This window comes from Achromobacter sp. 1L-A-4-B-C2 (genome assembly GCF_057291955.1).
On sequence record NZ_JBXAWP010000002.1, the window covers coordinates 534,791 to 561,063 of the forward strand.

General features: G+C 66.7%; 22 protein-coding genes. 13 read left to right on the top strand and 9 right to left on the bottom strand.

Annotation, left to right across the window (positions count from 1 at the left end; genetic code table 11):
* Positions 1 to 95: 95 nt before the first annotated feature.
* Complete coding sequence (locus AC0Z35_RS09845; protein WP_485131864.1) at positions 96 to 1,157, top strand: LysR family transcriptional regulator; 1,062 nt, start codon at positions 96 to 98, stop codon at positions 1,155 to 1,157.
* Here AC0Z35_RS09845 and AC0Z35_RS09850 read toward each other — a convergent pair.
* The gene (locus tag AC0Z35_RS09850) at positions 1,154 to 1,954 is read right to left on the bottom strand and encodes a DUF169 domain-containing protein (RefSeq protein ID WP_104143803.1); all 801 of its coding nucleotides are present in this window, start codon (positions 1,952 to 1,954) and stop codon (positions 1,154 to 1,156) included. The genes AC0Z35_RS09845 and AC0Z35_RS09850 overlap by 4 nt on opposite strands.
* Before the next feature lie 162 nt (positions 1,955 to 2,116).
* Positions 2,117 to 3,064, bottom strand: a complete 948-nt coding sequence (locus AC0Z35_RS09855) for a LysR family transcriptional regulator (protein WP_485131865.1) — start codon at positions 3,062 to 3,064, stop codon at positions 2,117 to 2,119.
* Positions 3,065 to 3,164: 100 nt separating this feature from the next.
* On the opposite strand from AC0Z35_RS09855, the gene gstA reads away from it, so the two are divergent.
* Complete coding sequence (gene gstA / locus AC0Z35_RS09860) at positions 3,165 to 3,779, top strand: glutathione transferase GstA (RefSeq protein WP_046807493.1); 615 nt, start codon at positions 3,165 to 3,167, stop codon at positions 3,777 to 3,779.
* Between the two features lie 114 nt (positions 3,780 to 3,893).
* On the opposite strand, the gene AC0Z35_RS09865 is transcribed toward gstA, so the two are convergent.
* Positions 3,894 to 4,811, bottom strand: a complete 918-nt coding sequence (locus AC0Z35_RS09865) for a LysR substrate-binding domain-containing protein (protein WP_485131866.1) — start codon at positions 4,809 to 4,811, stop codon at positions 3,894 to 3,896.
* A 103-nt stretch (positions 4,812 to 4,914) separates the two neighbouring features.
* Between AC0Z35_RS09865 and AC0Z35_RS09870 the strand changes: the two genes are divergently transcribed.
* Positions 4,915 to 5,664, top strand: coding sequence for an SDR family oxidoreductase (locus AC0Z35_RS09870; RefSeq protein ID WP_485131867.1), 750 nt, complete (start codon positions 4,915 to 4,917; stop codon positions 5,662 to 5,664).
* A gap of 224 nt (positions 5,665 to 5,888) precedes the next feature.
* On the top strand, positions 5,889 to 7,214 hold the full coding sequence (locus tag AC0Z35_RS09875; protein ID WP_485131868.1) for a hypothetical protein: 1,326 nt from the start codon (positions 5,889 to 5,891) through the stop codon (positions 7,212 to 7,214).
* A gap of 149 nt (positions 7,215 to 7,363) precedes the next feature.
* On the opposite strand, the gene AC0Z35_RS09880 is transcribed toward AC0Z35_RS09875, so the two are convergent.
* The 5 genes from AC0Z35_RS09880 to AC0Z35_RS09900 all read right to left on the bottom strand — a co-directional run bounded on the left by AC0Z35_RS09880 (position 7,364) and on the right by AC0Z35_RS09900 (position 13,400).
* Positions 7,364 to 9,457, bottom strand: a complete 2,094-nt coding sequence (locus AC0Z35_RS09880; RefSeq protein WP_485131869.1) for a TRAP transporter large permease subunit — start codon at positions 9,455 to 9,457, stop codon at positions 7,364 to 7,366.
* Positions 9,454 to 10,080 (bottom strand): TRAP transporter small permease subunit, encoded by a 627-nt coding sequence (locus AC0Z35_RS09885; protein ID WP_104143796.1) that lies wholly within the window; start codon positions 10,078 to 10,080, stop codon positions 9,454 to 9,456. Before AC0Z35_RS09885 ends, AC0Z35_RS09880 begins: the two co-directional genes overlap by 4 nt.
* Positions 10,081 to 10,099: 19 nt before the next feature.
* Complete coding sequence (locus AC0Z35_RS09890) at positions 10,100 to 11,224, bottom strand: TRAP transporter substrate-binding protein (RefSeq protein WP_046807489.1); 1,125 nt, start codon at positions 11,222 to 11,224, stop codon at positions 10,100 to 10,102.
* A 281-nt stretch (positions 11,225 to 11,505) separates the two neighbouring features.
* Positions 11,506 to 12,138 (bottom strand): Vgb family protein, encoded by a 633-nt coding sequence (locus AC0Z35_RS09895; RefSeq protein ID WP_046807488.1) that lies wholly within the window; start codon positions 12,136 to 12,138, stop codon positions 11,506 to 11,508.
* A 32-nt stretch (positions 12,139 to 12,170) separates the two neighbouring features.
* The gene (locus tag AC0Z35_RS09900; protein ID WP_485132129.1) at positions 12,171 to 13,400 is read right to left on the bottom strand and encodes a helix-turn-helix domain-containing protein; all 1,230 of its coding nucleotides are present in this window, start codon (positions 13,398 to 13,400) and stop codon (positions 12,171 to 12,173) included.
* 388 nt (positions 13,401 to 13,788) lie between these two features.
* Between AC0Z35_RS09900 and AC0Z35_RS09905 the strand changes: the two genes are divergently transcribed.
* From AC0Z35_RS09905 to AC0Z35_RS09945, 9 genes are all read left to right on the top strand, one after another.
* Positions 13,789 to 14,643 (top strand): DUF3348 domain-containing protein, encoded by an 855-nt coding sequence (locus tag AC0Z35_RS09905; protein ID WP_485131870.1) that lies wholly within the window; start codon positions 13,789 to 13,791, stop codon positions 14,641 to 14,643.
* 10 nt (positions 14,644 to 14,653) lie between these two features.
* Positions 14,654 to 18,277 (top strand): DUF802 domain-containing protein, encoded by a 3,624-nt coding sequence (locus tag AC0Z35_RS09910; RefSeq protein WP_485131871.1) that lies wholly within the window; start codon positions 14,654 to 14,656, stop codon positions 18,275 to 18,277.
* A complete protein-coding gene (locus AC0Z35_RS09915; RefSeq protein WP_046805914.1) occupies positions 18,274 to 18,924 on the top strand; it encodes an OmpA family protein in 651 nt (216 codons plus the stop codon). The genes AC0Z35_RS09910 and AC0Z35_RS09915 overlap by 4 nt, the downstream gene beginning before the upstream one ends.
* A 148-nt stretch (positions 18,925 to 19,072) precedes the next feature.
* Positions 19,073 to 19,744 (top strand): DUF2894 domain-containing protein, encoded by a 672-nt coding sequence (locus tag AC0Z35_RS09920; RefSeq protein WP_485132130.1) that lies wholly within the window; start codon positions 19,073 to 19,075, stop codon positions 19,742 to 19,744.
* Positions 19,745 to 19,856: 112 nt separating this feature from the next.
* Complete coding sequence (locus tag AC0Z35_RS09925; protein ID WP_319300713.1) at positions 19,857 to 21,770, top strand: B12-binding domain-containing radical SAM protein; 1,914 nt, start codon at positions 19,857 to 19,859, stop codon at positions 21,768 to 21,770.
* Positions 21,771 to 21,963: 193 nt separating this feature from the next.
* On the top strand, positions 21,964 to 22,206 hold the full coding sequence (locus tag AC0Z35_RS09930; RefSeq protein WP_046805912.1) for a ParD-like family protein: 243 nt from the start codon (positions 21,964 to 21,966) through the stop codon (positions 22,204 to 22,206).
* Entirely contained in the window at positions 22,207 to 22,998 is a 792-nt protein-coding gene (gene map, locus AC0Z35_RS09935; protein ID WP_046805911.1) for a type I methionyl aminopeptidase, read from the top strand. It begins immediately after the preceding gene.
* A 170-nt stretch (positions 22,999 to 23,168) separates the two neighbouring features.
* Positions 23,169 to 24,434 (top strand): MFS transporter, encoded by a 1,266-nt coding sequence (locus tag AC0Z35_RS09940; protein WP_485132131.1) that lies wholly within the window; start codon positions 23,169 to 23,171, stop codon positions 24,432 to 24,434.
* A 368-nt stretch (positions 24,435 to 24,802) separates the two neighbouring features.
* The gene (locus tag AC0Z35_RS09945; RefSeq protein ID WP_485132132.1) at positions 24,803 to 25,558 is read left to right on the top strand and encodes a glutathione S-transferase family protein; all 756 of its coding nucleotides are present in this window, start codon (positions 24,803 to 24,805) and stop codon (positions 25,556 to 25,558) included.
* A 95-nt stretch (positions 25,559 to 25,653) separates the two neighbouring features.
* Here AC0Z35_RS09945 and sodC read toward each other — a convergent pair whose 3' ends face one another.
* The gene (gene sodC / locus AC0Z35_RS09950) at positions 25,654 to 26,178 is read right to left on the bottom strand and encodes a superoxide dismutase family protein (RefSeq protein ID WP_046805909.1); all 525 of its coding nucleotides are present in this window, start codon (positions 26,176 to 26,178) and stop codon (positions 25,654 to 25,656) included.
* Between the last annotated feature and the right edge of the window lie 95 nt (positions 26,179 to 26,273).

The window sequence follows — 26,273 nt, forward strand, 5'->3', positions numbered from 1 at the left end:
TTTCGATGAGAATGATCGATCGATTAGATCAAGCCGCCCAATTTAGCCGGCCTGAAGCGAAGCGAACCGAACCGAACCGGCCACCGGCCCGCCCGATGATAGATGCCCTGACCCTGGACCAATTGCGTGTGTTCGTCGCCGTGGCCGATGCCGGCAGCTTTCGCGCGGCCGCGCGCAGCCTGTCCCGCGTGCAGTCGGCGGTCAGCCACGCCATTGCGAATATGGAACAGCAATTGGGCGTGACGTTGTTCGACCGCGCCGGCCATCGCCCCGTGATGACGCCCCAAGGCCAGGCGCTGCTGGCCAACGCGCGCGACATCCTGCTGCGGGTGGACGCCATGCGCGCTCGTGCTCAGGGTATGGGCACGGGGGTCGAACTGGAACTGTCACTGGTCGTGGACACCTTGTTTCCCATTGCCGACGTGGGCGCGGCGCTGAAGGCCATGCGCGCCACCTATCCCACAGTGGCCACGCGCGTGGCGGTCTTGCCGCTGGGTGGTCCCATCGACGCGCTGCTGTCGGGCAACCATACGCTTGGGATCATTGCGGGCGAGCACTTCCGCCATCCACGGATCGCCGTGCAGGCCTTGTCGTCGGTGCAGATGGTGGCGGTGGTCGGCGCCGGCCATCCTTTGGCGCGCAAAGTGGTGGGCTACCGGATGGGCAACGCGATGGGCAACGCGATGGGCAACGCGGCGGGCGACGCAGCCGGCGACGCAGCCGGCGACTTGGCTAGCAACCTGGCTAGCAACCTGGCTAGCAACCCGAGCGACAACCCGAGCGGCAACCCGGCTAGCAACCCGGCGGGCAACGCCATGCTGGGCGCCCCGGAATTGGCCGACCACTTGCAGATCGTGCAAGCCGATCCGTCCGGCTTAAGTGAAGGACGCGACTTTGCCGTGCTGTCGCCGCAGACCTGCCGCGTCAGCGGCCAGGACACCAAACACGCACTGATCTTGTCGGGCCTGGGCTGGGGCCGTCTGCCGCTGTGGCAGGTAGAGCGCGACCTGGCCGAAGGCCGGCTGGTGCGCCTGCCCACCCACAGCCTGGGACGCGGCAGCCAGGTTGAGACCGAGACGTACCTGGCGCACCGCATCGACATGCCATTGGGGCCCGCCGCCCGCGCCTTTGCCGATGCGCTGCACCACCCCCTCTAAGCGCCGCGCGCGGGCGGCTGTGCGTAGCTGACGCCCATGCCGGCCCGCACGTCGTTCTGGATGCCATACGGGGCAATCGGATAGCGCAAGCCGTTGGCGGCCAGTGCCTTCATGCCTTCGATGGCAATGGGCAGGTAGCGCGGCGGCAGGGCCATCAGCATCTCTTCGTCGGGCACGCCGCCGTAGCGGCGTTCCGCAAAACAGGGCAAGGACAAGCTGGGTTCACCCGTGGCCAGCGCCCGGCCCCAGGAGTCGGCACAGGCGGTCTCGCCCACCACGCTCCAGTCAAAGCGGCGGTAGTTCTTCCACTGCAAGCCGTTGATAAGAATAATCATCTGCCCTGGCGTGGCGTAGATCAGGCAGATGTCGGGCGGGTTGAGCCGGCCCGACGCCAGCGGCGACACCACCAGCCCGCGATACTTGCCCGCCGGCACACAGGACAAGGCTTCCTGGCGTGCCCGCGCATCGGCTTCGGTGGCGTGCCACACGCCCACGTAATCCTTGCCGCTTTTCCAGTCTTCGTCTTGCGGGCCCAGCCCGATCACCGCGCGGCACTGCGCACCGACCAGATCGTTGCCGGTGATGCCCACCGTCCACCCCAGCCGCGCGGCCATGCCCACGATTTGATCCGTGGTGTGCGTGGCTTGCGGCCGGCGCAATCCCTTGATGCCGGCCATGTCGGCCTCGTCTTCGAACAGCTTCATGCCGATGACGGTGGTCTTCAAGCGCAGCAGCTTGTTCAGGTCGTCCACCAGTTGCGGCCAGTGCATGGCCGCGTTTGTTGTTGTCTCTTCCATATCCGTCCTTGGGACTGTTGTGTTTGGCGCATCGAGTTTGGCGCATCGACGTTGGTGGCGATCCGCTTATCCGTCGCAGCTTAAAGGCAAACACGCATCGGCGCGCCGCAAGCATGTGGCAAATTCGGCACGCATGACGACCACGATCATCAGGAAAAGGCCTCAGGGCAAAGGCGTGGGCACAGGCGCGAGTAAAGGCGCGGACAAAGGCGCGGACAAAGGCGCAGGCGCGGGCCGGTCCTCCTGTTGAGATCGCAACATTGCAAACAAGGCCTGAACCGGCGCGCTGTCGGCCGCTTGCGCCGATGCCGCCAGCCCGAACGACCGGTACAAGGGCTGCGCCAGCCGCAGCACGCGCAGGCCGCGACGGTTTTCAGGCAGGGTCAGCGCGGGCACCAGCGCCACGCCCACGCCTTCACGCACCAGCGCAAAGGCGCTGCTCCAGTCGCGCACGGTGGCGCGCACGTCATCGATGGCAAGGCCGGCGTCCTGCGCCACGCTCTGCGCGTGCACGCTGCATCCGCCTGTAGCCAGCACGAAAGGCTGCGCCGCCAGCGCCGCCAGGTCGACCGCGTTACCCGCGCGGGCCAGCGGATGCGCGGCGGGCAGCACCGCCATCCATTCGTCTTGCCCGAGCGGGCACACGTGCCGCCCGGGCGCGGCGTTCAACACCACGCCGGCATCCACGGTGCCCGCCGCCAGCAGGGCTTCGACTTCGTCATCCGAGGCTTCAAGCGACACCACGTCGATGCCCGGATGCTGCTGCCGAAAACGCCGCAGCACCGGCGGCAGGATGGTGGAAAACACCATCGGAAAACTGGCCAGGCGCAAGGTGCCGCGCGCCGTGCCGCACGCGTCTTGCGCCATATTTTGAATGCGCCCCAGCGCATCCAGCATGGCCCGCGCCTCGTCCGCCACCCGCAGGCCCAATGCCGTGGGCAGCGTCTGCCGACGGTCGCGCGTGAACAGCGGCGCACCCAGCATGTCTTCCAGATTGGCGATGGCCTGGCTGGCGCCGGACTGGGTCATGCCCACGTCGGCCGCCGCGTGCGTGATGTTGCCGGCGTCCACCACGGCCAACACCAGCCGCCAGTGCATCAGGTTCATCATGGCATCAGCTCTGCTTATTTCACATTTTTGAAGAAGTAATTTTACGCATGCCTGGCGCGGCCTCATGCTTGCCCTTCTTGCTGAACCGAAGGACCGACCGATGAAGCTGTACTACGCCCCCGACACCTGCTCGCTGTCGCCGCACATCGTGCTGCGCGAGCTGGATCTGCCCTTTACCCTGGTGCGGGTGAACAACCAAACCAAGCGCACCGAGGACGGCGACGACTTCCTGGCGATCAACCCGAAGGGCTACGTTGCCGCGCTGCAACGGGACGACGGGCAAGTGCTGACCGAAGGACCCGCCATCGTGCAATATCTGGCCGACCTGAACCCGCAAGCCGGGCTGGCGCCGCCCAACGGCACCTGGGACCGCAGCCGCTTGCAGGAATGGCTTAACTTCATCAGCACCGAGATCCATGGCGGCTTTGGCCCGCTGTTCAACCGGGCCCTGCCCGCCGAGGCGCGCCAGTGGTGGCAGGCCCGGGTGGAAAAGCGGCTGGATTATCTGGCGGGCGTTTTGCAATCTGTGCCCTTCCTGCTTGGCGACCGCTTTGGCGTGGCCGACGCTTACCTGTATGCCGTGCTGCGATGGGCCCGGTTTTTTGACATCGATCTGGCGGGCCGACCCGTGCTGGCTGACTATATGGCGCGCATTGAAATGCGGCCGAGTGTGCAGGCGGCGCTGGCGGCCGAAGGCATCGCCCGCGCAGTTTGACGGACGATGTGGCGCGCCGTGTCATGCCAGCGCGATGTGCCGTGTGATGTGCCTTGTGATGTGCCCTGTGATGTGCCCTGTGATGTGCCGGATTAACGGGCCGGGACTCGCACATCAGCGAAACGCATCCACGCCCCGCATCAGCGCCGCCGCCATGGTGGGCTGGCGCAACTGCTCCAGCCACCATTTCAACGCGCGGCCCTCGTGACCGCCGCGCCATGCCAGGTACAGCATGTTCGGTTCACGCGGTGTCTCGGTGGCCATTTCCAATAATTCCCCGCGCGCCAGCAACGACGCCACACGGTGGCGCGGCACCCAGCCTATGCCCAGGCCGTCGCGCTGCGCCAGGATCTTTGCGCGCATGCTGGGCACGGCCAGCACCGGCTGACCGCTGACCCGGCCATAGCCGCGCGCCGCCGCCCCGCGCGACGTGTCCGCCACCACCACCGCGCGGTACTGCTGAATCTGGTCCTGCCGCAAGGGCGTTTTCAGCTTGGCCAGGGGATGGCGCGGCGCCACCGCGAACAACCATTCCATTGCCCCCAATTGCGCCCACTGAAGATTCGGCATAGCTTGGGGCTCGTTCGTCGCTCCCACAATCAGGTCGGCCCGGCCTTCACGCAGCGCCTCCCACGTGCCGCCCAGCACCTCATGCGTCAAGCGCAGGCTCACCCCGGAATCCAGGCGATCAAACGCATGTATCAACGGCGACATCAATTCAAATTCCAGGATCTCGTCGCTGACGATATGCAGCCGATCTTCCCAACCGCTGGCTACCTGCTTGACGCGTTGCGTCAGCCGGGACACGTCCAGCATCAGCCGCGCGGCTTCGTCCGCCAGCAGCTGCCCGGCGGGCGTCAATTGCAGCCAGTAGCGGCGGCGGTCGAACAGCAGCGCGTCAAAGCGCTCTTCCAGTTGGCGGGCCGCGTGCGACACGGACGATGGCGCTCGGCCAAGCTTTACCGCCGCGCGAGACAGGCTGCCGCTGTCCCGGATGGCTTCCAGCAGCGCCAGTTCATGGGCGGTCAACATGTGCAATTCCTTCGAACGTGTTCGTTCGAAAGATGGTACGACAAAGCGCCGCCCCAGGCGCAACATGGCTACACCTTATCGAACGACTCCCAAGGAGATCACCATGAACCGTTTTGAACACAAGACCGTATTGGTCACCGGCGGCACCAGCGGCATCGGCCTGGCGGCAGCGCAAGCGTTTGCGGCCGAAGGCGCCCGCGTCATCGTCACGGGCCGCGACGAAGCCGCGCTGCAAGCCGCGCGGGCCACGCTGGGCAACAACACGCTGGCCATCCGCAATGTGGCCGGCGCGCCGGGCGCCTCGGCTGCGCTGGCCCAGGCACTGAAAGACGCGGACGTGCGGCTGGACGCCGTTTTCGTCAACGCGGGCATCGCCAAGTTTGCGACCTTGGCCGAGGCCACCGAAGACCTGTGGGACCAAACTTTCAACACCAACATCAAGGGCGTGTTCTTTCAGCTACAGGCCTTGGACCCGCTGTTGAACCCGGGCGCGTCCATCGTGCTGAACGGCTCGATCAACGCCCACATCGGCATGCCGGCCTCCAGTATCTACGCCGCCAGCAAGGCCGCGCTGATCTCGCTGGCCAAGACGCTGTCGGCCGAGCTGCTGCCCCGAGGCATCCGCGTGAACGTGGTCAGCCCCGGCCCGATCGCGACCGCGATCTACGGCAAGCTGGGCCTGGACGCAGCCACCCTGGAAAAGACGGCCGCCGGCATCCAGGCGCAGATCCCGCTGGGCCGCTTCGGCACACCGCAGGAACTGGCTTCGACCGTATTGCATCTGGCGGCGCCGGAATCCGCGTTTATCGTGGGCACCGAAATCATCGTGGATGGCGGCATGAGCCAGCTTTGAACGCAGCCGCTACGGCCCGACCGACCGCAGTGCGCGCTTGCACAGGCGTTCGGTCGCGGCGGTCGGCGTGCCCGCCAGCCGCCGTGCGCATACCTCGCGCAGCCAGGCGGGCCGGTTTTTGCTGGCGTCACACCGATTGGCAAGTGACGATATTGACACTGCCGGTGATCCGGACTGAACGCGGCCGCTATCATCCCGTTGTCATCCGTCTTCCACACTGCGCCATGTTCCCTATCCCGCTTGTCCGTCTGATGCTTGCCGCACTGGCGCTGATCGCATCGCCCCTCTACGTTGAGGCGGCCGGTGCCGCGGCGGCCGGTGCCGTGGCGGCCAATGCCGCGGCGGCCGGTGCCGTGGCGGCCGCACCCGCCGAAACCCGCTTACGCACCGTCTACGTCGGCACGCTTGAAGGCGCGGGCGAGGTGGTGATGGAATTGGAGGGTCAAGGGGCGGACGGCAGCCCCGGGACGGGCCGGTATTTCTATCCGAAGCACGGCGTCGACATCCCCTTGCAAGGCCCGCCCGAAGCCCTGGCGGAACCGCGACCGTTTTATGAACTACAGGAAGCGGGCATTGCCCCGGACGCCGAGGCCGCCGCAGCCGCCACCTGGCAAGGGCACCGCGACGGCGACGGGTATCGCGGCCACTGGGTCGATGCCCGCACGGGCAAACAACGCGCCTTCGCGCTGCGGCGCGTGGCGCGGTACGACCCTCGCGCGCTGGCGCCGGGCAGCGGGCAGGCCGTTACCGATGCGATCAGCGGCGGCATGGGCAGCGGCATCGATCACGGCGTAAGCATCAACGCCAACAACGCCCCCTACGAGACCTTGAAGCTGGCCGGCCACGCCGTGCCGGTCGGCGCTGACAGCGGCACCGGCGCCGTCGCCTACCGCATGTGGCGCGACCCCCGCACACAGTTCAGCTACCCGCGCCTGAGCCGCCACCCCGATCCTCAGGTGATGGCCCGCGTCAACGCGCTGCTTGAACAGCGCCACTGGCAGATGAGCCTGGCGGCGCTGGCTTGCAAGGCGTCTGCCTACACCAACGACAATCCGGCCGCCGGCACGCTGGGCAGCTATGACGAGGAAGCCATCACCGTGCAATGGCTATCCACCGCGCTGATGACCGTGACCGAATCCGGCAGCCTGTACTGCGGCGGCGCGCACCCCAACAACCATTTCGAGCCCTACACCTTCGACCTGCTTCAAGGCAAATACCTGGATTGGAACCGCGTGCTGGATGCGTACGTGCCGGGCGAAAACGGATGGCGCGAAGCCAGCCCCGCGCTGCTTGCGTTGATCGACAAGGCCCGCGCGCCGCAAGCCGACATGAAGATCGAGGGCGGTGACGACGATTCGCTGAAGGAATGCTCGGACCTCTGGCCCAGCTATCTGGCCTTGGGAACCGAGGCGCCGGGCGTGCTGACCTTGTCGGTATCCGGCGTGGGCCACGCGATGGGCGTGTGCCTGGGCACGCACGCCACGGTGCCGTTCAAGGACCTGACGCCGTATCTGGCACCGGGTGGGCAGGCGTATCTGGTGCGCGAGTAATCGCGACTGAAGCATCGGCAAGGCGTGGGCATGGCAATGCACGGCAAAGCACCGGCACAGCGCCGGCAAAGCACCGGCAATGCGCCGACACAGCGTCGAGACAGCGCCGACACAGCGCCGGCACATTCCGCCACCACGGATCGTCCGGCCTAGCGATACAGCACCGTGGGCAGCCACATGCCGATGCCCGGGAACACGTACAACAGGAAAATCGCCACTACCTGGATCCCCATGAACGGCATCATGCCCAGGAAGATCTGGTTCAACGTCACGTGCGGCGGCGAGACGCCCTTTAGATAGAACGCCGACATGGCCACGGGCGGCGACAGAAAGGCGGTTTGCAGGTTCAGCGCCACCAGCAGGCCGAAGAACAGCGGGTCGATACCAAAGGCATTCAACAGGGGCACGAAGATGGGCATGAAGATCACGATGATCTCGGTCCACTCCAGCGGCCAGCCCAGCAAAAAGATGATGACCTGCGCCAGCAACAGGAACTGAATCGGCGTCAAGCCCAGCGACAGCACCCATTCTTCAATGATGCGCTGGCCGCCCAGCAGCGCGAACGCGGCGGAAAAGATCGACGAGCCCACGAACAGCCAGCACACCATCGCGGTGGTCTTGGCGGTTAGGAATACGGATTCGCGCAGCACGGGCAGGTTCAGCCGGCGGTAGGCCAAGGCCAGCAAGGCCCCGCCCATGGCCCCCATGGCGGCCGCTTCGCTGGGGGTGGCAAGGCCGAACGCGATCGAGCCCAGCACGGCGGCAATCATCACTGCCAAAGGGAAGAACGAGCCCATCAGCATCTTGAAGATTTCCAGCCGCGCCCACGTCAGGGCGGCATAGAACACGGCCAGCACCACCGCGCAGACGGCGACGAATATCCAAAACCCGGTGGGTGCGGGGCGGGACGCAGAGGCGGACGAGTCCGCGGCGCCGGGCGATGGCGGTTCCGCCAATTGACCAGCGGAAGGCGCCGCCGACCCGCCGACGGGTGGCTCCGCCAGTCCCCCGACGGGTGGCTCCACCAGTCCCCCGATGGGTGGCTCCGCCAGTCCCCCGACGGGTGGCTCCGCCAGCCCCCCGATGGGTGGCTCCACCAGTCCCCCGATGGGTGGCTCCGCCAGTCCCCCGATGGGAGGCTCCGCCAATCCCCCGATGGGTGGCTCCGCCAGTCCCCCGCCCGGCGGCTCTGCCAAGCCGTCCGCCCCGGGCTCGCTCAGGCCGGAATCAAACCCGCCCGATCCCAACTGCAATTCCGCCGGAATGTCGTATTCCACGATCGGACGCGTCACGCCGTGATGCACCACGGCCACCAGCAATACCGTCAGCGCCAGCGGCGCCAGCACCGTGACCAGGTTGCGCAGCATGAAGCCGAACGGCACCCCGTGATTGCGCCGGCCCTTGAACAGCGCCGCCACCATGCCCGACAACGCGCGCGTGTAGCCGGCGGCGGCCAGCGTCTTGGCTTCGGGCGACAGCGGCACGCCGCGTTCGCTGACGGGCAGCGGCGGCGCCATGTCGGGACGCAGCTTGGCCACCAGGATCACATACAGCATGTACAGGCCGGCCAGCATGATGCCGGGAAACAGCGCGCCCGCGTACAGCTGCACCACCGACACGCCGGTGGTCGCGCCGTAGACGATGAGCATCACCGACGGCGGCAGCAAGATGCCCAGGCAGCCGCCCGCCGTGATCGACCCCGCCGTCAGGCGCACGCTGTAGCCCGCCTTCAACATGGCGGGCATGGCCAGCAGCCCCATCAGCGTCACCACCGCGCCGACGATGCCGGTGGCCGTGGCGAAGATCGCGCACGTGGCCAGCGTGGCAACCGCCAGCGCGCCCGGCAGGCGCGCCAGCGCCAGATGCATGGACCGGAACAACTTTTCGATCAGGTTGGCGCGTTCGACCAGGTACCCCATGAACACGAACAGCGGAATCGAAATCAGCGAATCGTTGGTCATCGTGGCGTACGTGCGCTGCACCATCAGGTCCAGCGTCTGCCCCACCGACCGACCCGCGTCGGCGCTTTGCATGTAGTACGCCAGGAAGGTGAACAGCACGCCCATGCCCATCAGCGTGAACGCCGTGGGAAAGCCCAGCATGATCGCCACCACGATCAGCGCCAGCATCAACAGCCCGATGTGCCCCGTGGTCAGTTCGCCCCACGGCGTCAGGAACGCGATCATCAGCAGCACGATTCCGATGCACGACAAGCCGAACCACAAGGCCTTGTGGATTTTCATCGGCGCGGCTCCCCGGGCGGGGTCACGTAGCGGTCAAGCTGGACGATGTCCTCGTCTTTGACGTGCACCATTTTCTTGAGCTTGTCCACGTCCACTTCCTCGACATCTTCCTCGCGCGATGGCCACGCCCCGCGTTGCAGGCACAGCACGCAACGCAGCACCTCGGCCACGCCTTGCAGCAGCAACACCGCGCCCGCCACGGGGATGAACGCCTTGAACGGATAGATGGGCGGTCCGTTGGCCATCAGCGAGGAATGCTCGCCGATGGCGATGGAGTAGCCGGCGTAATACCAGCCCGCCCAGACCAGCGCGATGGCGCCGGGAAAGAAGAACACCAGGTACAGCAGCACGTCCAACCCCGCCTGCACGCGCGGCGGCAGAAAGCCGTAGAGGATGTCGCCGCGCACGTGCCCGTTCTTGGCCAGCGTGTAGGCGCCGGCCATCATGAAGAGCACGCCGTAATACATCATCTGCATGTCGAACGCCCACGCGCTGGGTTGGTTCAGCAGATACCGCGCCGCCACCTCCCAGCACACGTGCAGGGTCAGCACAACGATCAGCCAGGCAAAGGTCTTGCCGACGAAGGTGGAGACGCGGTCGATCAGGCGGATAAGACGAAGCATCGATGGGCCTGGGATAAGGTCAGGCCGGCTTGCTGGTGCGCGAAAAATAATGGTTGTAGGCCATCCGGTAATTGACCGAGGTATCCCCGTGCCAACGCCCCACCCGCTCGGCAAACGCGCGCTGCGAATCCAGCACTTTCTTGAACAGCGGATTCTCGGCGGAACGCTTGGCGATCATCTCGTCCCAGATCTTCAACTGTTGCTGCAAGATGGCGTCCGGCGTCTTGTAGAACTTGACGTTGTGTTCCTTCTGCAGCTTGATGTAGTCCTGCGAATAGCGGTTTGCCGCCTTCCACGACATATCGGCGCTGCTGGCCTGCGCCGCGTAGCTAAGCACGTGCTTCAAGTGCGGCGGCAGCGAGTCGTACTTGGCCTTGTTGAACAGCACTTCAAACTGCTCCGCGCTTTGGTGAAAGCTTTGCAGCATGCAGATCTTGGACACGTCTTGAAAGCCCAGCGCCAGGTCGGACGACGCGTTGTTGAACTCGGCGCCATCGAGCAGCCCGCGATCCAGCGCCGGCACGATTTCGCCGCCGGGCAAGGCGTTCACCGCCGCGCCCATGGCCGTGTACATGTCGATGGCCAGGCCCACCGTGCGGAACTTCACGCCCTTGACGTCTTCCACCTTGGTGACCGGGCGCTTGAACCAGCCAAACGGCTGCGTCGGCATCGGGCCGTACATCAACGACACCACGTTCACGCCCATGGCCTTCTGGATTTCGGTCAGCAATTCCTTGCCGCCGCCGTATTCATGCCAGGCCAGCAACATGTTGGCATCCATGCCGAATGACGGCCCCGAGCCCCACAGCGCCACGGCCGTGTTCTTGCCGTACCAATAGGCCACGACGCCGTGCCCGCCGTCCAGCGTGCCGGCCGATACCGCGTCCAGCAGGTCGAACGCCTTGACCACCGCGCCGGCCGGCAAGACTTCGATCTTCAACTGGCCGCCGGCCATGTCGTTGACCTTTTGCGCATAGTCGCGCGCGAACTCGTGAAAAATGTCGTTGGCGGGCCAGGTGCTTTGGAACCGCAATGAAACCGGCGCATTCTGCGCCCGTGTCACGGCAGGGAAACCCAGTGCGGCGGCGCCGGCGACGGCAGCGCCCGAGATGAACTTGCGGCGGGGCTTTGTGACGTGTTGCATGGCTACTTGTCTCCTTGGTGGACTACATGGACCAGCGTGTAGTAACTGCACCTGCGGGGGACGCGGGGAAACGCCTGCTGCGAGCTTCCCGGTGTCGGGGCTACGACTGCGTTGCAACTTTTTGCTGATTAAACCTTCCTGACTAACGGCTGACAATCAGCTGTTTGTCAGGACTTACCCTAGCCGAAGGACCTAGCGCGTTTGGCCGCGATAAACAAGCGCGCCGCCATGTGCGGACATGGCGGCGCGCGGGCAAGAACGTCGTTCGGCGTGCGGGTGGATCAGGTCGGGCGGCGCACGGCGCGCACCTTGCCCGCGTTGCCACCGCCGCAGAAAAAGCGGTCGGCGCCGTCGGATTCCAAACCCGACACGCCCACGCCTTCGGGCATGTCGATGCTTTCCAGCACGGCGCCCGTGTCGGGCTCAAGACGCCGCAGTTCGCGTGCGTTTTCTTCCCAGGTGCCGTGCCACAGCTGGCCGTCCACCCACGTGACACCGGTCACGTAGCGGTTCGAATCAATGGTGCGCAGGACGCGGCCCGTCTCCGGGTCCACCTGGTGGATCTTGCGTTGTTGGTACTGCCCGACCCACAACGAGCCGTCGGCCCAGGCCATGCCCGAGTCATCGCCGCCGCCCGGCGCGGGAATGCTTGCCAGCACCTTGCCGCTGACCGGGTCAAGCTTCTGTATTTTCCCTTCGGCGATCTGATAGAGATGCTTGCCGTCGAAGGCCGTGCCGGCGTTGGCCACGACGTCCAGCGTGCGCAGGGTTTCGCCGGACTCAGGGTCCAGCGCGATCAGCTTTTCGCCCAGCGCGACCCACACATGGCGACCGTCGTAGCTGACGCCATGCACGGCGTCGGCACCGGGGAACGGGCCGTATTCACGGACGATTTCAGCTTGGCTTCGTTTCATGGTTGCTTCCTTGAAAGAGGGGAAACTTCATCCTACTGACCGGGCATGAGAGTGGGGAGTAACAAGCTTGTCGTGAACGCCGGCACGCTGGGCGTCGTCCAGCGGCGCGCCCTGCCCTGGCCCAGCGGCAGCACCTGGCCCGACGCGGCCAGCGCATCCAACGCCCGCTGCACGGTGCGCTGACTGGCGCCCAGCGCCAGCGCCAGGGCCGAGCTGGACCAGGCCTGGCCGTCAACCAGGCAAGCCAGCACTGCGGCGTGATCCCGGTCGGCCACGTCGACCGGACGCGCCAGCACGATGACGCCCAGATCGGCGTGGGGTCGCAGCGCAAAGCCGTCACGCGTGGCGGTCACCGCCGCCAATGGCCGCAACGCGGTCCGCAAGCGTCCGATTTCCACACGCAGGCGGGCGCGATGCGAATCGTCTTGAAAGCCGGTGCGAAAAGCGCGGGCAATCAGGAATTCGCGGCTGACGTCGTGTGGCCAGCCCTGGGCAAGCAACCGCGCCAAGGCAAACAGAATCGGGCGGCTGGCCAAAGGCACGATCCGTTCGCCTTGCCGCACGGCATTGCGGCACGCGTCGACGATCAGCGCCGGGGACGCCAGCAGCGCCTCGGCGTCGGCCAGCGTCAGGTCGCGCGTGCCGTCCGGCGTGACGTGACGGGCGGCCACCGCGTGCAGCGCCTGCACGGCGTGGTCCACTTCGGCCACCAAGGCGGGCACGCCGGCCTGGCGCGCGGCGTGCTCGGCACGGGCCAGCGCCGCTGCGGCGTCGTGCGCGCGCAGCCGGCGCAGCGCGATGCCGCCCGCGATCAATTCGTGGATCGCGCGGGACGCGGCAGGCATGGCCGGGGCGTCCACGCCGGCCAGGGCCCGGTCGGCTTCGTCCAGGCGACCCAGCAGCAATAGCCGCCGCGCCTGCAAGTAGGCGGCGTGCGCGGCGTTGACGGGGTCGCCGTGGACGGACAAGGCGGTGCGAGCGGCGGCCAGCGACTTTTCGGGCCACGCCAGATCGCGCGAGGCCAAGGCGACTTCGGCTTCGGCCACGATGCAACGGGCGCGCGCGGCCGGGTTGGCTGGCCCGAAGGCACGCGCGGCCTTGCGCAACAGCGCGTTGGCCCGGGCGAAGTCGCCCAGTTGCGCCATGGCGATGCCGCGCAAGGCCAGCGCCGGGGCATCGTCACGCAGCGACACCTGGTTCAGCGCCGTCAACGGGTCGCCGGCGGCCAAGGCACGCGCCGCGCGGGTGATCGGCAAATCGATGGAGTGCTCAGGCAACTGAAGTTTCCCTGTATGGGCTTGGGCTTCGGCATCGGCTTCAGCTTTGGCTTTGGCTTTGGCTTTGGCTTTGGCCTTGGCATTGGCCTCGGTCTCGCCTGGGTCCGGGCTTCGGCCTTGGCTTCGGCCGCGCATCAATCTACCACCGCTGGCCGTGGCCTGATCTCCTGTTCCGCCAGCCCCGGCCCTGCCGCTGCCGCCCGCCACCTGCCGCCCTGCCGGCCCGCGCCTTCGGCCCAGGCGCGACGCTGGTGGCAAGCACGACGCGTGCGTGGGGGCAAGGGATGCGACCCCATTTACATGGTCACCATGATTCCCCCACCCTTGGGCGGCCCGCCAGCGTGTAAACTCCCCCCTTTTTGACTCTGGTGGTATGTTGCAAGCCCCACAGCGCACAGGTTTAAGCGGCCCGACGCTCATTCGCTTGCTGACTCGCCTGACGGATGTCGACGTTCCGGAATCCAGGCAATCGTTGTCCGACCATTTGAGCCAGTGGCTTGGTTGGACGGACGCGATCGCACTGTCCGCGGCCCTGAACACGAGCCCGCCGGTGATCGCCCCCGGCGCGCGCATGTTCAGTAGCGCCGAAGAGCGGGAATGCGCGCGCGTGCGCACGACGCTGGCCGACGCCATCGCCAGCGACACGGCAGCCACAAGCGCCAAGCGGATCGTGCCGGGACAGGCGCCGGCCAAGAAGTCGGCAGCCGTCGAGCAGGCCGAGGCCGATTACTCGAATTTTCGCCAGCGCTACCTGTCGTTGCAGCACACGATGGAGACCAGCGTGGGCAACTTGCGCAGCCGTCTGCGCGGAATGGTCGCGGCCAAAAATGGCGAGATGACCCGTCTGGCCGTGGTGGACGCCATCATGGACCGGGCGCTGCTGCCCAAGGAACGCGCGCTGTTCGGCGCGATCCCCAAGCTTTTGCAGGGGCATTTCGAGCGCTTGCGGCTGGCCGAGGCGGCGGCGTTGGCGCCCGTGGATGCGTCTGTGGATGCACCCGTGGACGCACCCGCTGCCGAAGCCGACGCTGCACCGCCCACCGATCGCGCCGCCAAGCTGGAGGACGGCAACGGCAAGGCGCCCGTGCCGGCAACCGCAACACCGCCTGTCACCCCCGGCGCCTGGCTGGACGTTTTCCGCAAGGATATGCGCAGCGTCCTGCTTGCCGAATTGGATGTTCGACTACAACCGGTCGAAGGGCTGCTTGCCGCCCTTCGCGCCAGCTAACCAGGACACCATGTCCAAGACTCTGATCAATTTCGTTGTATTTGTGGCCGGCTTGGCCGTTGTGGGCTGGATTGGCGCGGGCTATGCGGGGACGAACCCGCTGGCGCTGGCCGTGACGCTGCTGATCGGCGTCTGCTATCTGGCGGGCGCTTGGGAACTGCTGCGCTATCAGCAAGCCACCAGCGGGCTGGCGCGCGCCAGCACCTCGCTGAACGAACCGCCTGCCAGCCTGGCCTCGTGGCTGGACCAATTACCGGCCAGCCTGCGCAACGCCGTCCGGCTGCGCGTGGAAGGCGAACGGGTGGGTTTGCCCGGCCCGGCGCTGGCCCCGTATCTGGTCGGCCTGCTGGTTTTGCTGGGCATGCTGGGCACCTTTTTGGGCATGGTTGTGACGCTGCGCGGCACCGGCATGGCATTGGAAAGCGCCACTGACCTGGGCGCCATCCGCGCCTCGCTCGCCGCGCCGGTCAAGGGCCTGGGCTTTGCGTTCGGCACCTCGATTGCCGGCGTGGCCACGTCCGCCATGCTGGGCCTGCTGGCCGCGCTGTGCCGCCGCGAACGCGTGCAGGCCGCGCAGCTGCTTGACGCCAAGATCGCCACCACGCTGCGCGTGTACTCGCAAAGCTATCAGCGCGAAGAATCGTTCAAGCTGCTGCAACGCCAGGCCGAAGTCATGCAGCGCCAGGCCGAAGCCATGCCCACGCTGGTTGACCGCCTGCAAGCCATGATGCAGGGCATGGAACAGCAGACGCGTTCCCTGAACGAACGCCAGTTGGCCAGCCAGGACGCATTCCAGGGCAAGGCCGAGGCGGCGTACGCCCGCCTGGCTGCCGTGATGGAGCAGTCCATGAAAGAAGGCGTGGCCGAAAGCGCGCGCTCTGCCGGCGTGGCCTTGCAGCCAGTGGTGCAAGCCACGATGGAAAGCCTGTCGCGCGAAACCGCCAGCCTGCAAGACACCGTGGCACAGGCCGTGCAGCAGCAACTGAGCAGCCTGACCTCGGGCTTCCAGGCATCCACCAGCAATGTGGCCGACATCTGGAACCAGGCGCTGGCCGGCCAGCAACGCGCCAGCGAGACGCTGGCGCAAGATCTGCGTGCCTCGCTGGACCGCTTTGCCGAAACCTTTGAACAGCGCTCGGCCGCCTTGCTGGACGGTGTGTCGGCGCGGCTGGAAGCGTCGTCGGGCAACCTGTCCGAGGCCTGGACGGCGGCGTTGTCGCGCCAGGAACACGTCAGCGAAAAGCTGGCGGGCGACAATCTGCAAGCGCTGACGGCTGCCGCCGCCAGCTTCGAAAAGCACTCGGCATCGCTGTTGCGCACGCTGAACGATTCGCACAGTTTGCTGCAATCGGAACTGGCCTCGCGCGACCAGCAACGCCTGGCCGCCTGGACCGAAACGCTGGGCGCCATGGGCGCCACGCTGCGCCAGGAATGGGAACAGGCCGGCACGCAAGCCGCCACCCGGCAACAGGCCATCAGCGACACGCTGGCGCAGACCGTGCGCGACATCAACGCCCAGGCCGCCGCGCAAGCCAGCGTGCTGGAAGCGGTGTCGGCCCGCATGGAAGCCGCCGCCAATAACGTGTCTGACCGCTGGAACACTGCCCTGGATCGCCAGAGCGAAGTGGCCGAAAAGCTGGCTGCCGACAACCAACAAGCCCTGACCACCGCCGCCGCCGCCTTCGAGCAGCATTCTGCATCGCTGCTGCGCACGCTGGACCAGTCGCATGCGGACCTGCAAGCGGCGTTGGCGTCCAAGGACGAAGCGCGTCTGGCCGCCTGGACCGAATCGCTTGCCGCTACGGCTGCCACGTTGCGCGCTGAATGGGAACAGGCCGGTGCGCAGACCGCGACTCGGCAGGAAGCCATCAGCGCCGCGCTGGCCGGCACCGCGCGCGACATCGGCGCGCAAGCCCAAGCGCAGGCGCAGCTGCTGCAGAACGTATCGACCCGCCTGGAATCCGCCGCCAACAGCGTGTCGGACCGCTGGAACACCGCGCTGGATCGCCAGAGCGAAGTGGCCGAAAAGCTGGCCGCCGACAACCAACAAGCCTTGACGACCGCCGCCGCTGCGTTCGAGCAGCATTCGGCATCGCTGCTGCAAAAGCTGGATCAGTCGCACGCCGATCTGCAAACGGCGCTGGCCGTCAAGGACCACGAACGCCTGGCTGCCTGGACCGGCACGCTGACCGCCATGGCGGCCACCTTGGGGCAGGAGTGGAAGGCCGCGGGCGACCATACCGTGGCGCGCCAGCAGGAGATCAGCGACGCACTGGCGCTGACGGCGCTGGACGTCACCGGCCAGACCGAAGCGCAGGCGCGCCTGCTGGAAAGCGTGTCTGCCCGCCTGGAAACCGCCGCCAGCAGCGTGACGCAGGCCTGGACCGAGGCGCAGGCGCGCCAGGAACAGGTCAGCGCCAAGCTGGCCGCCGACAACCAGCAAGCCCTGACGAGCGCCGCCGCCACGTTCGAGCAGCACGGCGCATCGCTGCTGCAAAAGCTGGATCAATCGCACGCCGATCTGCAAGCCGCGCTGGCGTCCAAGGACGAAGCGCGCCTGGCTGCCTGGACCGGCAAGCTGGCCGCGCTGGCCGATGCGCTGGGCCAGGAATGGGAATTGGCGGGCGCGCAGGCCGCCACCCGCCAGCAGGAATTGACGCAGGCGCTGGCGCACACCACGCAAACAATCACGGCGCAGGCCGAGGCGCAGGCAAGCGTGCTGGACACCGCGTCCACCCGCCTGGAGACGGCGGCAAGCCAGGTCACCCAGGCCTGGACCGACGCCCAGGCGCGCCAGGAGCAGGTCAACCAGCAACTGGCCGACGGCAACCAGCAGGCGCTGGAGGCCGCCGCCGCCACGTTCGAACAGCATTCGGCATCGTTGCTGCAAACGCTTGACCAATCCCACGCCGATCTGCAAGCGGCGCTGGCCGCCAAGGACGAAGAACGCTTGGCCGCGTGGACCGGCAAGCTGGCCGCCGTTGCCGACACGCTGGCGCAAACCGCCAACGACATCACCGCGCAAACGCAGGCGCATGCCAGCGAGACCATCACCGAAATCGGCCGATTGGTGCAAGCCGCATCGGAAGCGCCCAAGGCCGCCGCCGACGTCATCGGCGAACTGCGCCAGAAGCTTTCCGACAGCATGGTGCGCGACAACGACATGCTGCAAGAGCGCAACCGCCTCTTGGAAACGCTGGACACCTTGCTTAACGCCGTCAACCACACCGCCGCCGAACAGCGCACGGCCGTGGATGCGCTGGTGGCCTCGTCGGCCGAGCTGCTGGAACGCGTGGGCACGCAGTTCACCGACCGCGTCCAAGCCGAGACCGGCAAGCTGACCGATGTGGCTGCGGCAGTGACCAGCAGCGCCGTGGAAGTGGCCAGCCTGGGCGAATCGTTCGGCGCGGCGGTGCAGCTGTTCGGCGAGTCCAACGACAAGCTGGTGGCGCACCTGCAACGCATCGAAGCCGCGCTGGACAAGTCCATCGCGCGCGGCGACGAGCAACTGTCGTACTACGTCGCGCAGGCGCGCGAAGTGGTGGACCTGAGCCTGATGTCGCAAAAGCAGATCATTGAAAACCTGCAACAGCTGGCCACCCAGCGCGCCACCGCCGGAGAGCAGATCGCATGAGCGAGGACATCGACGGCGGCGTCGAAGCCTCCGCACCGGCCTGGGCCGTCTTCGGCGACTTGATGTCGGTGCTGCTGGGCGCGTTCGTGCTGATTCTGGTCAGCGTGATCGGCGTGCAGCTGCAACTGTCGACGCAGCTGGAAGAAGAGGTCAAGCAACGCCAGGAAGAAACGCAGCGGCGCGAAACGCTGGAGCAGGCGCTGGCGGGGCCGCTGGCCGCCGGCCGCGTGACCTTGATCAACGGCCGCATCGGCATCAGCGGCAGCGTGCTGTTCGCCTTGAACTCGGACCAGTTGCAGCCCGAAGGGCGCGAGGTCTTGAAGACACTGATCGAACCGCTGGCCGCGTACCTGAAGACGCACGACGAAATCCTGATGGTCAGCGGCTACACCGACGACCAGCAGGTGCGCGAAGGCAACCGCCGCTTTGCGGACAACTGGGACTTGTCGGCGCAGCGCGCGCTGACGGTCACGCGCGCGTTGATCGACGAAGGCGTGCCGTCCGCCACCGTGTTCGCCGCCGCCTTTGGGTCCGAGCAGCCGGTGGCATCGAACGCCGACGAAGCCGGCCGCGCCAAGAACCGCCGCGTGGAAATCACGCCCATCCCCAAGCCGTCCAATGAGCCGGGAAAGCCGCGTGAACAGTAACGACGATGTCGGCGGCGCGGTGGATGCCGTGAATGGCGTGGACGGCGTGGACGCGGCGGATGCCGTGGACCCAATCAATGCCGTCCAGGCCGCCCACGCCGTGGATACCGCGGGCGCCGCCGACGCGGCGGACGCAGCGGGCGTTGACGTGCCCACGCTGGCGGCACAAGCCACCCTGGACGCCTGGGGCGACAGCGGTGCCGACCGCCTCGACCCGGTGCGCTTTCGCTTTCTTCAATCCATGGCGCGGCGCACCGCCGCCCTGCAAGGCCTTGCCCGCCAACAGCTGGAGGACAAGTTGGACACGCATCTGCGCGCTTATGCGCAGCTGCTGGAGGCAGTGGAGCCGGACGCTTCGACGATGGATTCGGCCGAGGCATCGCCTGCCGCCCCTGCCACCCCCCAATCCGCTCCCGCCGCGCTGACCCAGCTGCTGGCCTACCTGACGTACCCCGACGCCCCGGACAACGACCCGACCTGGGACCGCGATGCGCTTGGCCTGCGCGAGGCGTATCCCGACGTGCAGATGCTGGAGTATTTTCGCGGTGTCTGGTCGCGCGTCAGCGCCGACCGGCAGGTGCGCCAGTCGCAAGAGCAGGTGCACAAGAACGCCGGCCCGCTCAATTCCAACCAGCTGGTGCACCGCGCGCTGTCGCTCATGCGCGAGCTGTCGCCCGGTTACCTGCAACAGTTCCTGTCGTACACGGACGCGCTGATGTGGATGGAACAGATCCACGCGGCCACGGCGCCCGCGCCCAAGGAAAGCACGCGCTCGGGCGCCGCGAAAAAGACCTCGCGGGCCAAGGCGCGGCAAGGCTAGCCCGTGCGCCCGGGTTGCCGGCCCTGCCTATAATTAAGCCCATCCGTATCCGGCCACCCCGTCCGGCCACCCATCGCCCCCACCCGCTTTGACGGCCCCGTCGCCGTGCCTCATGTCCACCTTGCCTATCCGTGTGCTGTCGATCATCCCCCCGATGACGCAGCTCAATACGCCCTACCCCTCCACCGCCTATCTGACCGGCTTTTTGCGGTCGCGGGGGGTCACTGCCTATCAGGAAGACCTGGCGCTTGCGCTGGTGTTGCGCCTGTTGTCGGGCGACGGCCTGCGCGCCGTGGCGGACCGGATCGCCACGTTGCCGCTTGAAAAGCACACGCCCGCCATCCAGGCGTTCGTGGCGATGCAGCCGCGCTACCTGGCCACCATCGGCCCGACCATCGCGTTTTTGCAAGGCCGCGATTCCACGCTGGCGCACCGCATCGTGGGCCGTCACTTTCTGCCGGAAGGCCCGCGTTTCAGCACCTTGGACGTCTATATGGACGAAGACGGTGGCGACCCGCTGGGCTGGGCGTTCGGCGCCTTGGGGCTGCAAGATCGGGCCAAGCACCTGGCCACGCTGTACCTGAATGACCTGGCGGATGTGCTACGCGACGCGGTGGACTCGCGCTTTGAATTCGTGCGCTACGCCGAATCGCTGGCCGGCAGCCAACCCACGTTCGACCCTTTGGCCAACGCCCTGGCCGGCGCGCCCACGCTGGTGGACGACACGCTGCACGGCCTGACGATCGACGCCCTGGCCCGCCATCAGCCAACGATGGTGCTGCTGTCGGTGCCGTTTCCGGGCGCGGTATACGCGGCGTTCCGCATTGCGCAAACCATCAAGGCGCAGGACCCGGGCATCATCACCGTGCTGGGCGGCGGCTTCGTCAACACCGAACTGCGCGAACTGAAAGACCCGCGCGTGTTCGACTACTTCGACTTCGTCAGCCTGGACGCCGGCGAACGCCCGTTGCTGGCGCTGCTGGAACACGTGCAAGGCAAGCGCTCGCGCCAGCGTCTGGTGCGCACGTTTCTGCGCGACAAGGACAGCGGCGCCGTCCAATACGTGAACCTGGTCGAACCGGACGTGGCCTTTGCCGAAGTGGGCACGCCCACGTGGGACGGCCTGCCGCTGGACCGCTACCTGTCGCTGCTGGACATGCTGAACCCCATGCACCGCCTCTGGAGCGACGGGCGCTGGAACAAGCTGACCGTGGCGCATGGCTGCTACTGGAAAAAATGCAGCTTCTGCGACGTCAGCCTGGACTACATCGGCCGTTACGAGGGCGCATCCGCTTCGGTGCTGGCCGACCGCATCGAAGCCATCGTGCAAGAAACCGGGCAGACCGGTTTCCATTTCGTGGACGAAGCCGCGCCGCCCAAATCGCTGAAGGCGCTGGCCACCGAACTCATCGACCGCAACGCGGGCATTTCGTGGTGGGGCAATATCCGCTTTGAAAAAACGTTCAGCCCGGAATTGTGCGAACTGCTGGCCGACAGCGGTTGCATTGCAGTGTCGGGCGGCCTGGAAGTGGCGTCCGACCGCTTGTTGAACCTGATGAAGAAAGGCGTGTCGGTGGATCAGGTGGCGCGCGTCACGCGGGCGTTTTCCGACGCCGGCATCCTGGTGCACGCCTACCTGATGTACGGCTTTCCCACGCAAACGGTGCAAGACACCGTGGACGCGCTGGAATACGTGCGCCAGCTGTTCGCCAACGACTGTATCCAAAGCGGCTTCTTCCACCGCTTTGCCTGTACGGTGCATTCGCCGGTGGGCAAGAACCCCGAGGAATACGGCGTCACGCTGCAACCCCTGCCGCCCGTCACGTTCGCCAAGAACGACATCGGCTTTCATGACCCCACGGGCGTGGACCACGACGCGCTGGGCCGCGCGCTGAAAAAAGCTATCTACAACTTCATGCATGGCATCGGCCTGGACGAAGACGTGCGTACGTGGTTCCCGTTCAAGGTGCCCAAGACCACCGTGTCGAAAAACCGCATCGCCCGCGCGCTCAGCCAGCAAGGCTGAAGCCGGGGCGAACGCCGGCCAGGGCCGGCGCCGGGTGGCTTCGGTTTGCTCCGATTTGCCCGGATTGCCCCGGTTGCCCCGTCTTCCCCGTTTGCCCCGTTTGCCGCGTCTGCCCCGTTTGCCCCGTTTGCACGTGATCGTCGCGCGCAGTACTATACGATCCATATACAAACCATATACGGATCATTCCTTCATGGGCCTCGTCAAAATTTCCGAGCAGATGCATGAGAATCTGCGTGTCGCCAGCAGCGCGCTCAGCCGCTCGATCAATTCCCAAGCTGAACACTGGATGCGCATCGGCATGCTGTCCGAGCTTTACCCCGAGATGTGCCACGCGGACATCTGCCAGTTGCTGATCCGCATCGAACAAAGCGAAGGCTTCACGATTGCATCGCTGTCCCGGCGCACGCCGGACGCCGCCCAGGAGGTTGCGTAAATGGCGCGCAAGGTTTCCATCAAATCCGCCGCTGATATCGCCATGGCCCGCAAGGCCGGCGCCATGGCGGCCGAAGTGCTGCACATGATCGGCGAACACGTGCGCCCCGGCGTCACCACCGACGAGCTCGACCGCATCTGCAACGAATACATCGTCAACGTGTTGAAGGCCATTCCGGCCAACGTCGGTTACCACGGCTTTCCGAAAACGATCTGCGCGTCGGTCAACCACGTCATCTGCCACGGCATCCCGTCGGCCAAGGTGCTGAAAAACGGCGACATCCTGAACATCGACGTGGCCGTCATCAAGGATGGCTGGTTTGGCGACACCAGCCGCATGTACTACGTGGGCCAGCCCAGCCCCTTGGCGCGCCGCCTGGTCAACACCACGTACGAAGCCACGCGCGCCGGCATCATGGCCGTCAAGCCCGGCGCCACGCTGGGCGACATCGGCCACGCCATCCAGACGGTGGCGCATCGCGAACACTTCAGCATCGTGCGCGAATATTGCGGCCACGGCATCGGCCAGATCTATCACGACGAGCCGCAAGTGCTGCACTACGGCCGCCCCGGCGAAGGGCTGGTATTGCAACCCGGCATGATGTTCACGATTGAACCGATGATCAACGCCGGCAAGCCGGCCACCAAGCAGTTGCCGGACGGCTGGACGGTGGTCACCAAAGACCGCTCGCTGTCGGCGCAATGGGAACACATGGTGGTTGTGACCGACACCGGCTACGAGGTGCTGACGCCCTGGCCCGACGGCTACGGCGACTATCCGCCGATACCCTGACGGGAAGTGTGACCGTTGCGGCGGGCCGCGCGGCCTGTCGCCTCAACGTCGCGGGGTCCATGGCAAGGACCGGAGTGCAGGCCATCAAGGGCACGATCATGATCGTGCCCTTGCCGTTTCCGGCGCGATTGCAGCCCCTGCCCCATCCCTTCATGCCCGTCCCGCCCGTCCTGTCTTCCCTGCCCGCCGCCTTTCGCCGCTTGGCCGCGTCCAACCTGGCCGCCCAGTTTTCCGAACAGATGGCATTGGCCGCTGCCCCGTTGGTGGCGGTTTTGACGCTGGGCGCCACGGCCGCGCAGACCGGCGCGCTGCAAGCGGCGCAGACCTTGCCGTTTCTGCTGCTGTCGCTGCCGGCGGGCGTCCTGGCCGACCGGATGTCGCGCAAGGCGCTGATGACGGGGGCCGAATGCGTGCGCGCGGCCAGCCTGTTGGTCTTGCTGGCGCTGCTTTGGATGGGCGCGCTGAACCTGACGTGGCTGGCGGCGCTGGGTTTCCTGGGTGCAGTGGGCACCGTGGCGTACAACGTATCGGCCCCGGCGCTGGTGCCGCGCCTGGTGCGGGCCGGCGACCTGGCCAATGCCAACCGCTGGCTGGAGTTGGCGCGCAGCTGCGCGTTCTCGGCCGGGCCGGCGGCGGGCGGCGCGCTGGTGGGCTGGATGGGCGCGCCCATCGCCTATGTGCTGGCCACCACCTTGTCGCTGCTGGCGGCGGTGTGCCTGGCGGGCTTACCGCAAGAGGCGGGGTCTGATGCAGAAGCGCCTGCGCGGGATGCGCCGCCCGGTGCCGCCCCCTTGCGCCCCGGCATCCTGGCGCAATTGCGCGAAGGCGCTGCGTTTGTCGCGGCGCATGCATTGCTGCGTCCCGTGCTGATCACCGCCGTGTTCTTCAACACCGCCTGGTTCATCCTGCAAGCCGTGTACGTGGCGTACGCCATCGACCGGCTGGGCCTGAGCGCCACGGGCGTGGGCATCACGCTGGGCGTGTATGGCGCCGGCATGCTGGCCGGTGCGTTGGCGGCGCCGTGGCTGGCGCGCCGGCTGAGCTTCGGCGCGATGATCGCGGCCGGGCCGCTGACGGCGTTGGTGGCAAGCGGCATCTTGCTGTCCACCCTGGCCTACCCGTCCAGCGTGTGGGCGGCCCTGGGGTTCTTTCTGTTCGGCGCGGGCCCGATTCTGTGGACGATCACCACCACCACGCTGCGCCAGGCCGTCACGCCCAATGCGCTGTTGGGCCGCGTGTCGGCGGTGATCCTGACCGCCACGTTCGGCGCCCGCCCGGTCGGCGCGCTGATCGGTGCGGGCCTGGCGGCGCGCGTGGGGGTCGAAGCGTGCCTGTGGGCGTCCACGGCGGGGTTCGTGATTCAGTTCCTGGTGCTGTTCGCGTCGCCGGTGTTGCGGCTGCGCAGTCAGCCGGAAAGCGTCGGCGCGGGCGCCTAGCGCGGCGTTGCCATCAGGCGGGCTGGCGGGCTGGCGGGCTGGCCGGACGTTACGACGAATGCCACGCGGGCTGGGTGGCTAGCTAGCTGGCCGGCCGGACGTTACGACGAATGCCACGCGGGCTGTTGCGGTCGTCGGTGGGCGTTTCTGTATCTGGCGGGGCACGACACGGCCCGTTAGACTCGCCCCTGTCCTCGCGCCGGTAAGCCGATGGCATACCCCATTAGTTGCCTCTCACTTCATTTGCCCTCACTTCATCTGCGCCCACTTCATTTGCGCCCACTTCATTTGCGCCCACTTCATCTGCGCCCACTTCATCTGCGCCCACTTCATTTGCGCTGCCCCCACCAATACGCCGCCCCCGCATGATGCTGAAAATTCTAGGTAAAGCTTCGTCCATCAACGTGCGCAAAGTGCTTTGGACCTGTGCTGAATTGAACCTGCCTTTCATCCGCGAAGATTGGGGCGCGGGCTTTCGGCCCACCAGCGACCCGGAATTTCTGGCGCTGAACCCGAACGGCATGGTGCCCGTCATTGAAGACGGCGACTTCGTGCTGTGGGAGTCCAACAGCATCATCCGCTACCTGGCGGCGCAATATGGCGGCGATGCGCTCTACCCCGCCAATCCCAAGACACGCGCCCGCGTGGACCAATGGATGGACTGGCAGGCCACTGACCTGAACCGGTCATGGAGCTACGCTTTCATGGCGCTGGCGCGGCATTCCCAGGCACACCAGGACGCGGCAAGCATCGACGCCTCGCGCCGGGCATGGGCGTTCTATATGGGGATACTGGACGCGCGACTGGCGGCGACCAAGGCCTACGTGGCGGGCGACGCATTCACGCTGGCGGACATCGCCATCGGCTTGTCCGTCAACCGCTGGTTCGCCACGCCCTTCGCTTTGCCGTCCCTGGCGCCGAACGCCGCAGCGCCCGCTGCTACGAACGCTGCACCGTCCGCCGCACCGACGGCCACACCGACCACGACGCCGCCCGCCTCGCTGTCCGCCGCGGCGTCATTGCCTGCCTTCGACAAGCCCGCGCTGCCCGCGGTGCAGGCCTACTACGATCGCCTTACCGAGCGCGACGGCTATCGGCTGTACGGCCGCAACGGCGTGGCCTGACCCTGGCAGGCGGGCGACGCCGCGCCCGCATGCCCTGTCCGCACGCCCTGTCCGCACAGCCTGTCCGGACGCCCAGCCCTGACGCCCTGTCCGCGCTACTTCACCACGCCGCAAACCAGTCGGCCGCCTCCGCCGCCCAAGGGCGCCGGGGTGTCGCTGTAGTTGTCGCCGCCCACGTGCACCATCACCGCATGCTTTTTCACGTCGGCCAGCTTCAGATGCGGCGCCACCACGGCTTTTTTGGCGGTGCCATCGGCGGCCACCACGATGAAAGGCAGATCGCCTTGATGGCCGTCGGTGGCCATGGGGCCCTTGTGCGCCTTGGTGCCCTTGGGGTCCAGGTGCCCGCCCGCCGCGCCGCCGGGCGCCATCTTGTCGTTCACCATGCCTGGCATGCACGAGCCTTTTTCATGCACATGAAACCCATGCTCGCCGGGCGGCAGGCCTTTCAGGTGGGGCGTGATCTGCAAGCCGCCCTTGGTGTCCTTCAGGGAAATCGTGCCGGCGCTTTTGCCCAGGCCCTCGGCAGTCAGAAACGACATCGTGACGTCTTCGGCCAAGGCCGCGCTGGATGCGCCCGCCAACGTCAGGCCCGCAACCAGCATCGAGATTTTCTTCATGAAGTGCCTCCTGGAATCATGCACGCAAGGTGCGGATGCCCAGCCACGGCGACCGTGCCGCCTGGCCGATGGCGCAGAAAACAATAGCACCGGCG

What these genes read in the sequence shown, in the direction of transcription:
- AC0Z35_RS09845 (WP_485131864.1), top strand. Translation starts at nt 96, where the DNA reads ATGATAGATGCCCTGACCCTGGACCAATTGCGTGTGTTCGTCGCCGTG.
- AC0Z35_RS09850 (WP_104143803.1), bottom strand. Translation starts at nt 1,954, where the DNA reads ATGGAAGAGACAACAACAAACGCGGCCATGCACTGGCCGCAACTGGTG.
- AC0Z35_RS09855 (WP_485131865.1), bottom strand. Translation starts at nt 3,064, where the DNA reads ATGATGAACCTGATGCACTGGCGGCTGGTGTTGGCCGTGGTGGACGCC.
- gstA (WP_046807493.1), top strand. Translation starts at nt 3,165, where the DNA reads ATGAAGCTGTACTACGCCCCCGACACCTGCTCGCTGTCGCCGCACATC.
- AC0Z35_RS09865 (WP_485131866.1), bottom strand. Translation starts at nt 4,811, where the DNA reads ATGTTGACCGCCCATGAACTGGCGCTGCTGGAAGCCATCCGGGACAGC.
- AC0Z35_RS09870 (WP_485131867.1), top strand. Translation starts at nt 4,915, where the DNA reads ATGAACCGTTTTGAACACAAGACCGTATTGGTCACCGGCGGCACCAGC.
- AC0Z35_RS09875 (WP_485131868.1), top strand. Translation starts at nt 5,889, where the DNA reads ATGTTCCCTATCCCGCTTGTCCGTCTGATGCTTGCCGCACTGGCGCTG.
- AC0Z35_RS09880 (WP_485131869.1), bottom strand. Translation starts at nt 9,457, where the DNA reads ATGAAAATCCACAAGGCCTTGTGGTTCGGCTTGTCGTGCATCGGAATC.
- AC0Z35_RS09885 (WP_104143796.1), bottom strand. Translation starts at nt 10,080, where the DNA reads ATGCTTCGTCTTATCCGCCTGATCGACCGCGTCTCCACCTTCGTCGGC.
- AC0Z35_RS09890 (WP_046807489.1), bottom strand. Translation starts at nt 11,224, where the DNA reads ATGCAACACGTCACAAAGCCCCGCCGCAAGTTCATCTCGGGCGCTGCC.
- AC0Z35_RS09895 (WP_046807488.1), bottom strand. Translation starts at nt 12,138, where the DNA reads ATGAAACGAAGCCAAGCTGAAATCGTCCGTGAATACGGCCCGTTCCCC.
- AC0Z35_RS09905 (WP_485131870.1), top strand. Translation starts at nt 13,789, where the DNA reads ATGTTGCAAGCCCCACAGCGCACAGGTTTAAGCGGCCCGACGCTCATT.
- AC0Z35_RS09910 (WP_485131871.1), top strand. Translation starts at nt 14,654, where the DNA reads ATGTCCAAGACTCTGATCAATTTCGTTGTATTTGTGGCCGGCTTGGCC.
- AC0Z35_RS09915 (WP_046805914.1), top strand. Translation starts at nt 18,274, where the DNA reads ATGAGCGAGGACATCGACGGCGGCGTCGAAGCCTCCGCACCGGCCTGG.
- AC0Z35_RS09925 (WP_319300713.1), top strand. Translation starts at nt 19,857, where the DNA reads ATGTCCACCTTGCCTATCCGTGTGCTGTCGATCATCCCCCCGATGACG.
- AC0Z35_RS09930 (WP_046805912.1), top strand. Translation starts at nt 21,964, where the DNA reads ATGGGCCTCGTCAAAATTTCCGAGCAGATGCATGAGAATCTGCGTGTC.
- map (WP_046805911.1), top strand. Translation starts at nt 22,207, where the DNA reads ATGGCGCGCAAGGTTTCCATCAAATCCGCCGCTGATATCGCCATGGCC.
- AC0Z35_RS09945 (WP_485132132.1), top strand. Translation starts at nt 24,803, where the DNA reads ATGCTGAAAATTCTAGGTAAAGCTTCGTCCATCAACGTGCGCAAAGTG.
- sodC (WP_046805909.1), bottom strand. Translation starts at nt 26,178, where the DNA reads ATGAAGAAAATCTCGATGCTGGTTGCGGGCCTGACGTTGGCGGGCGCA.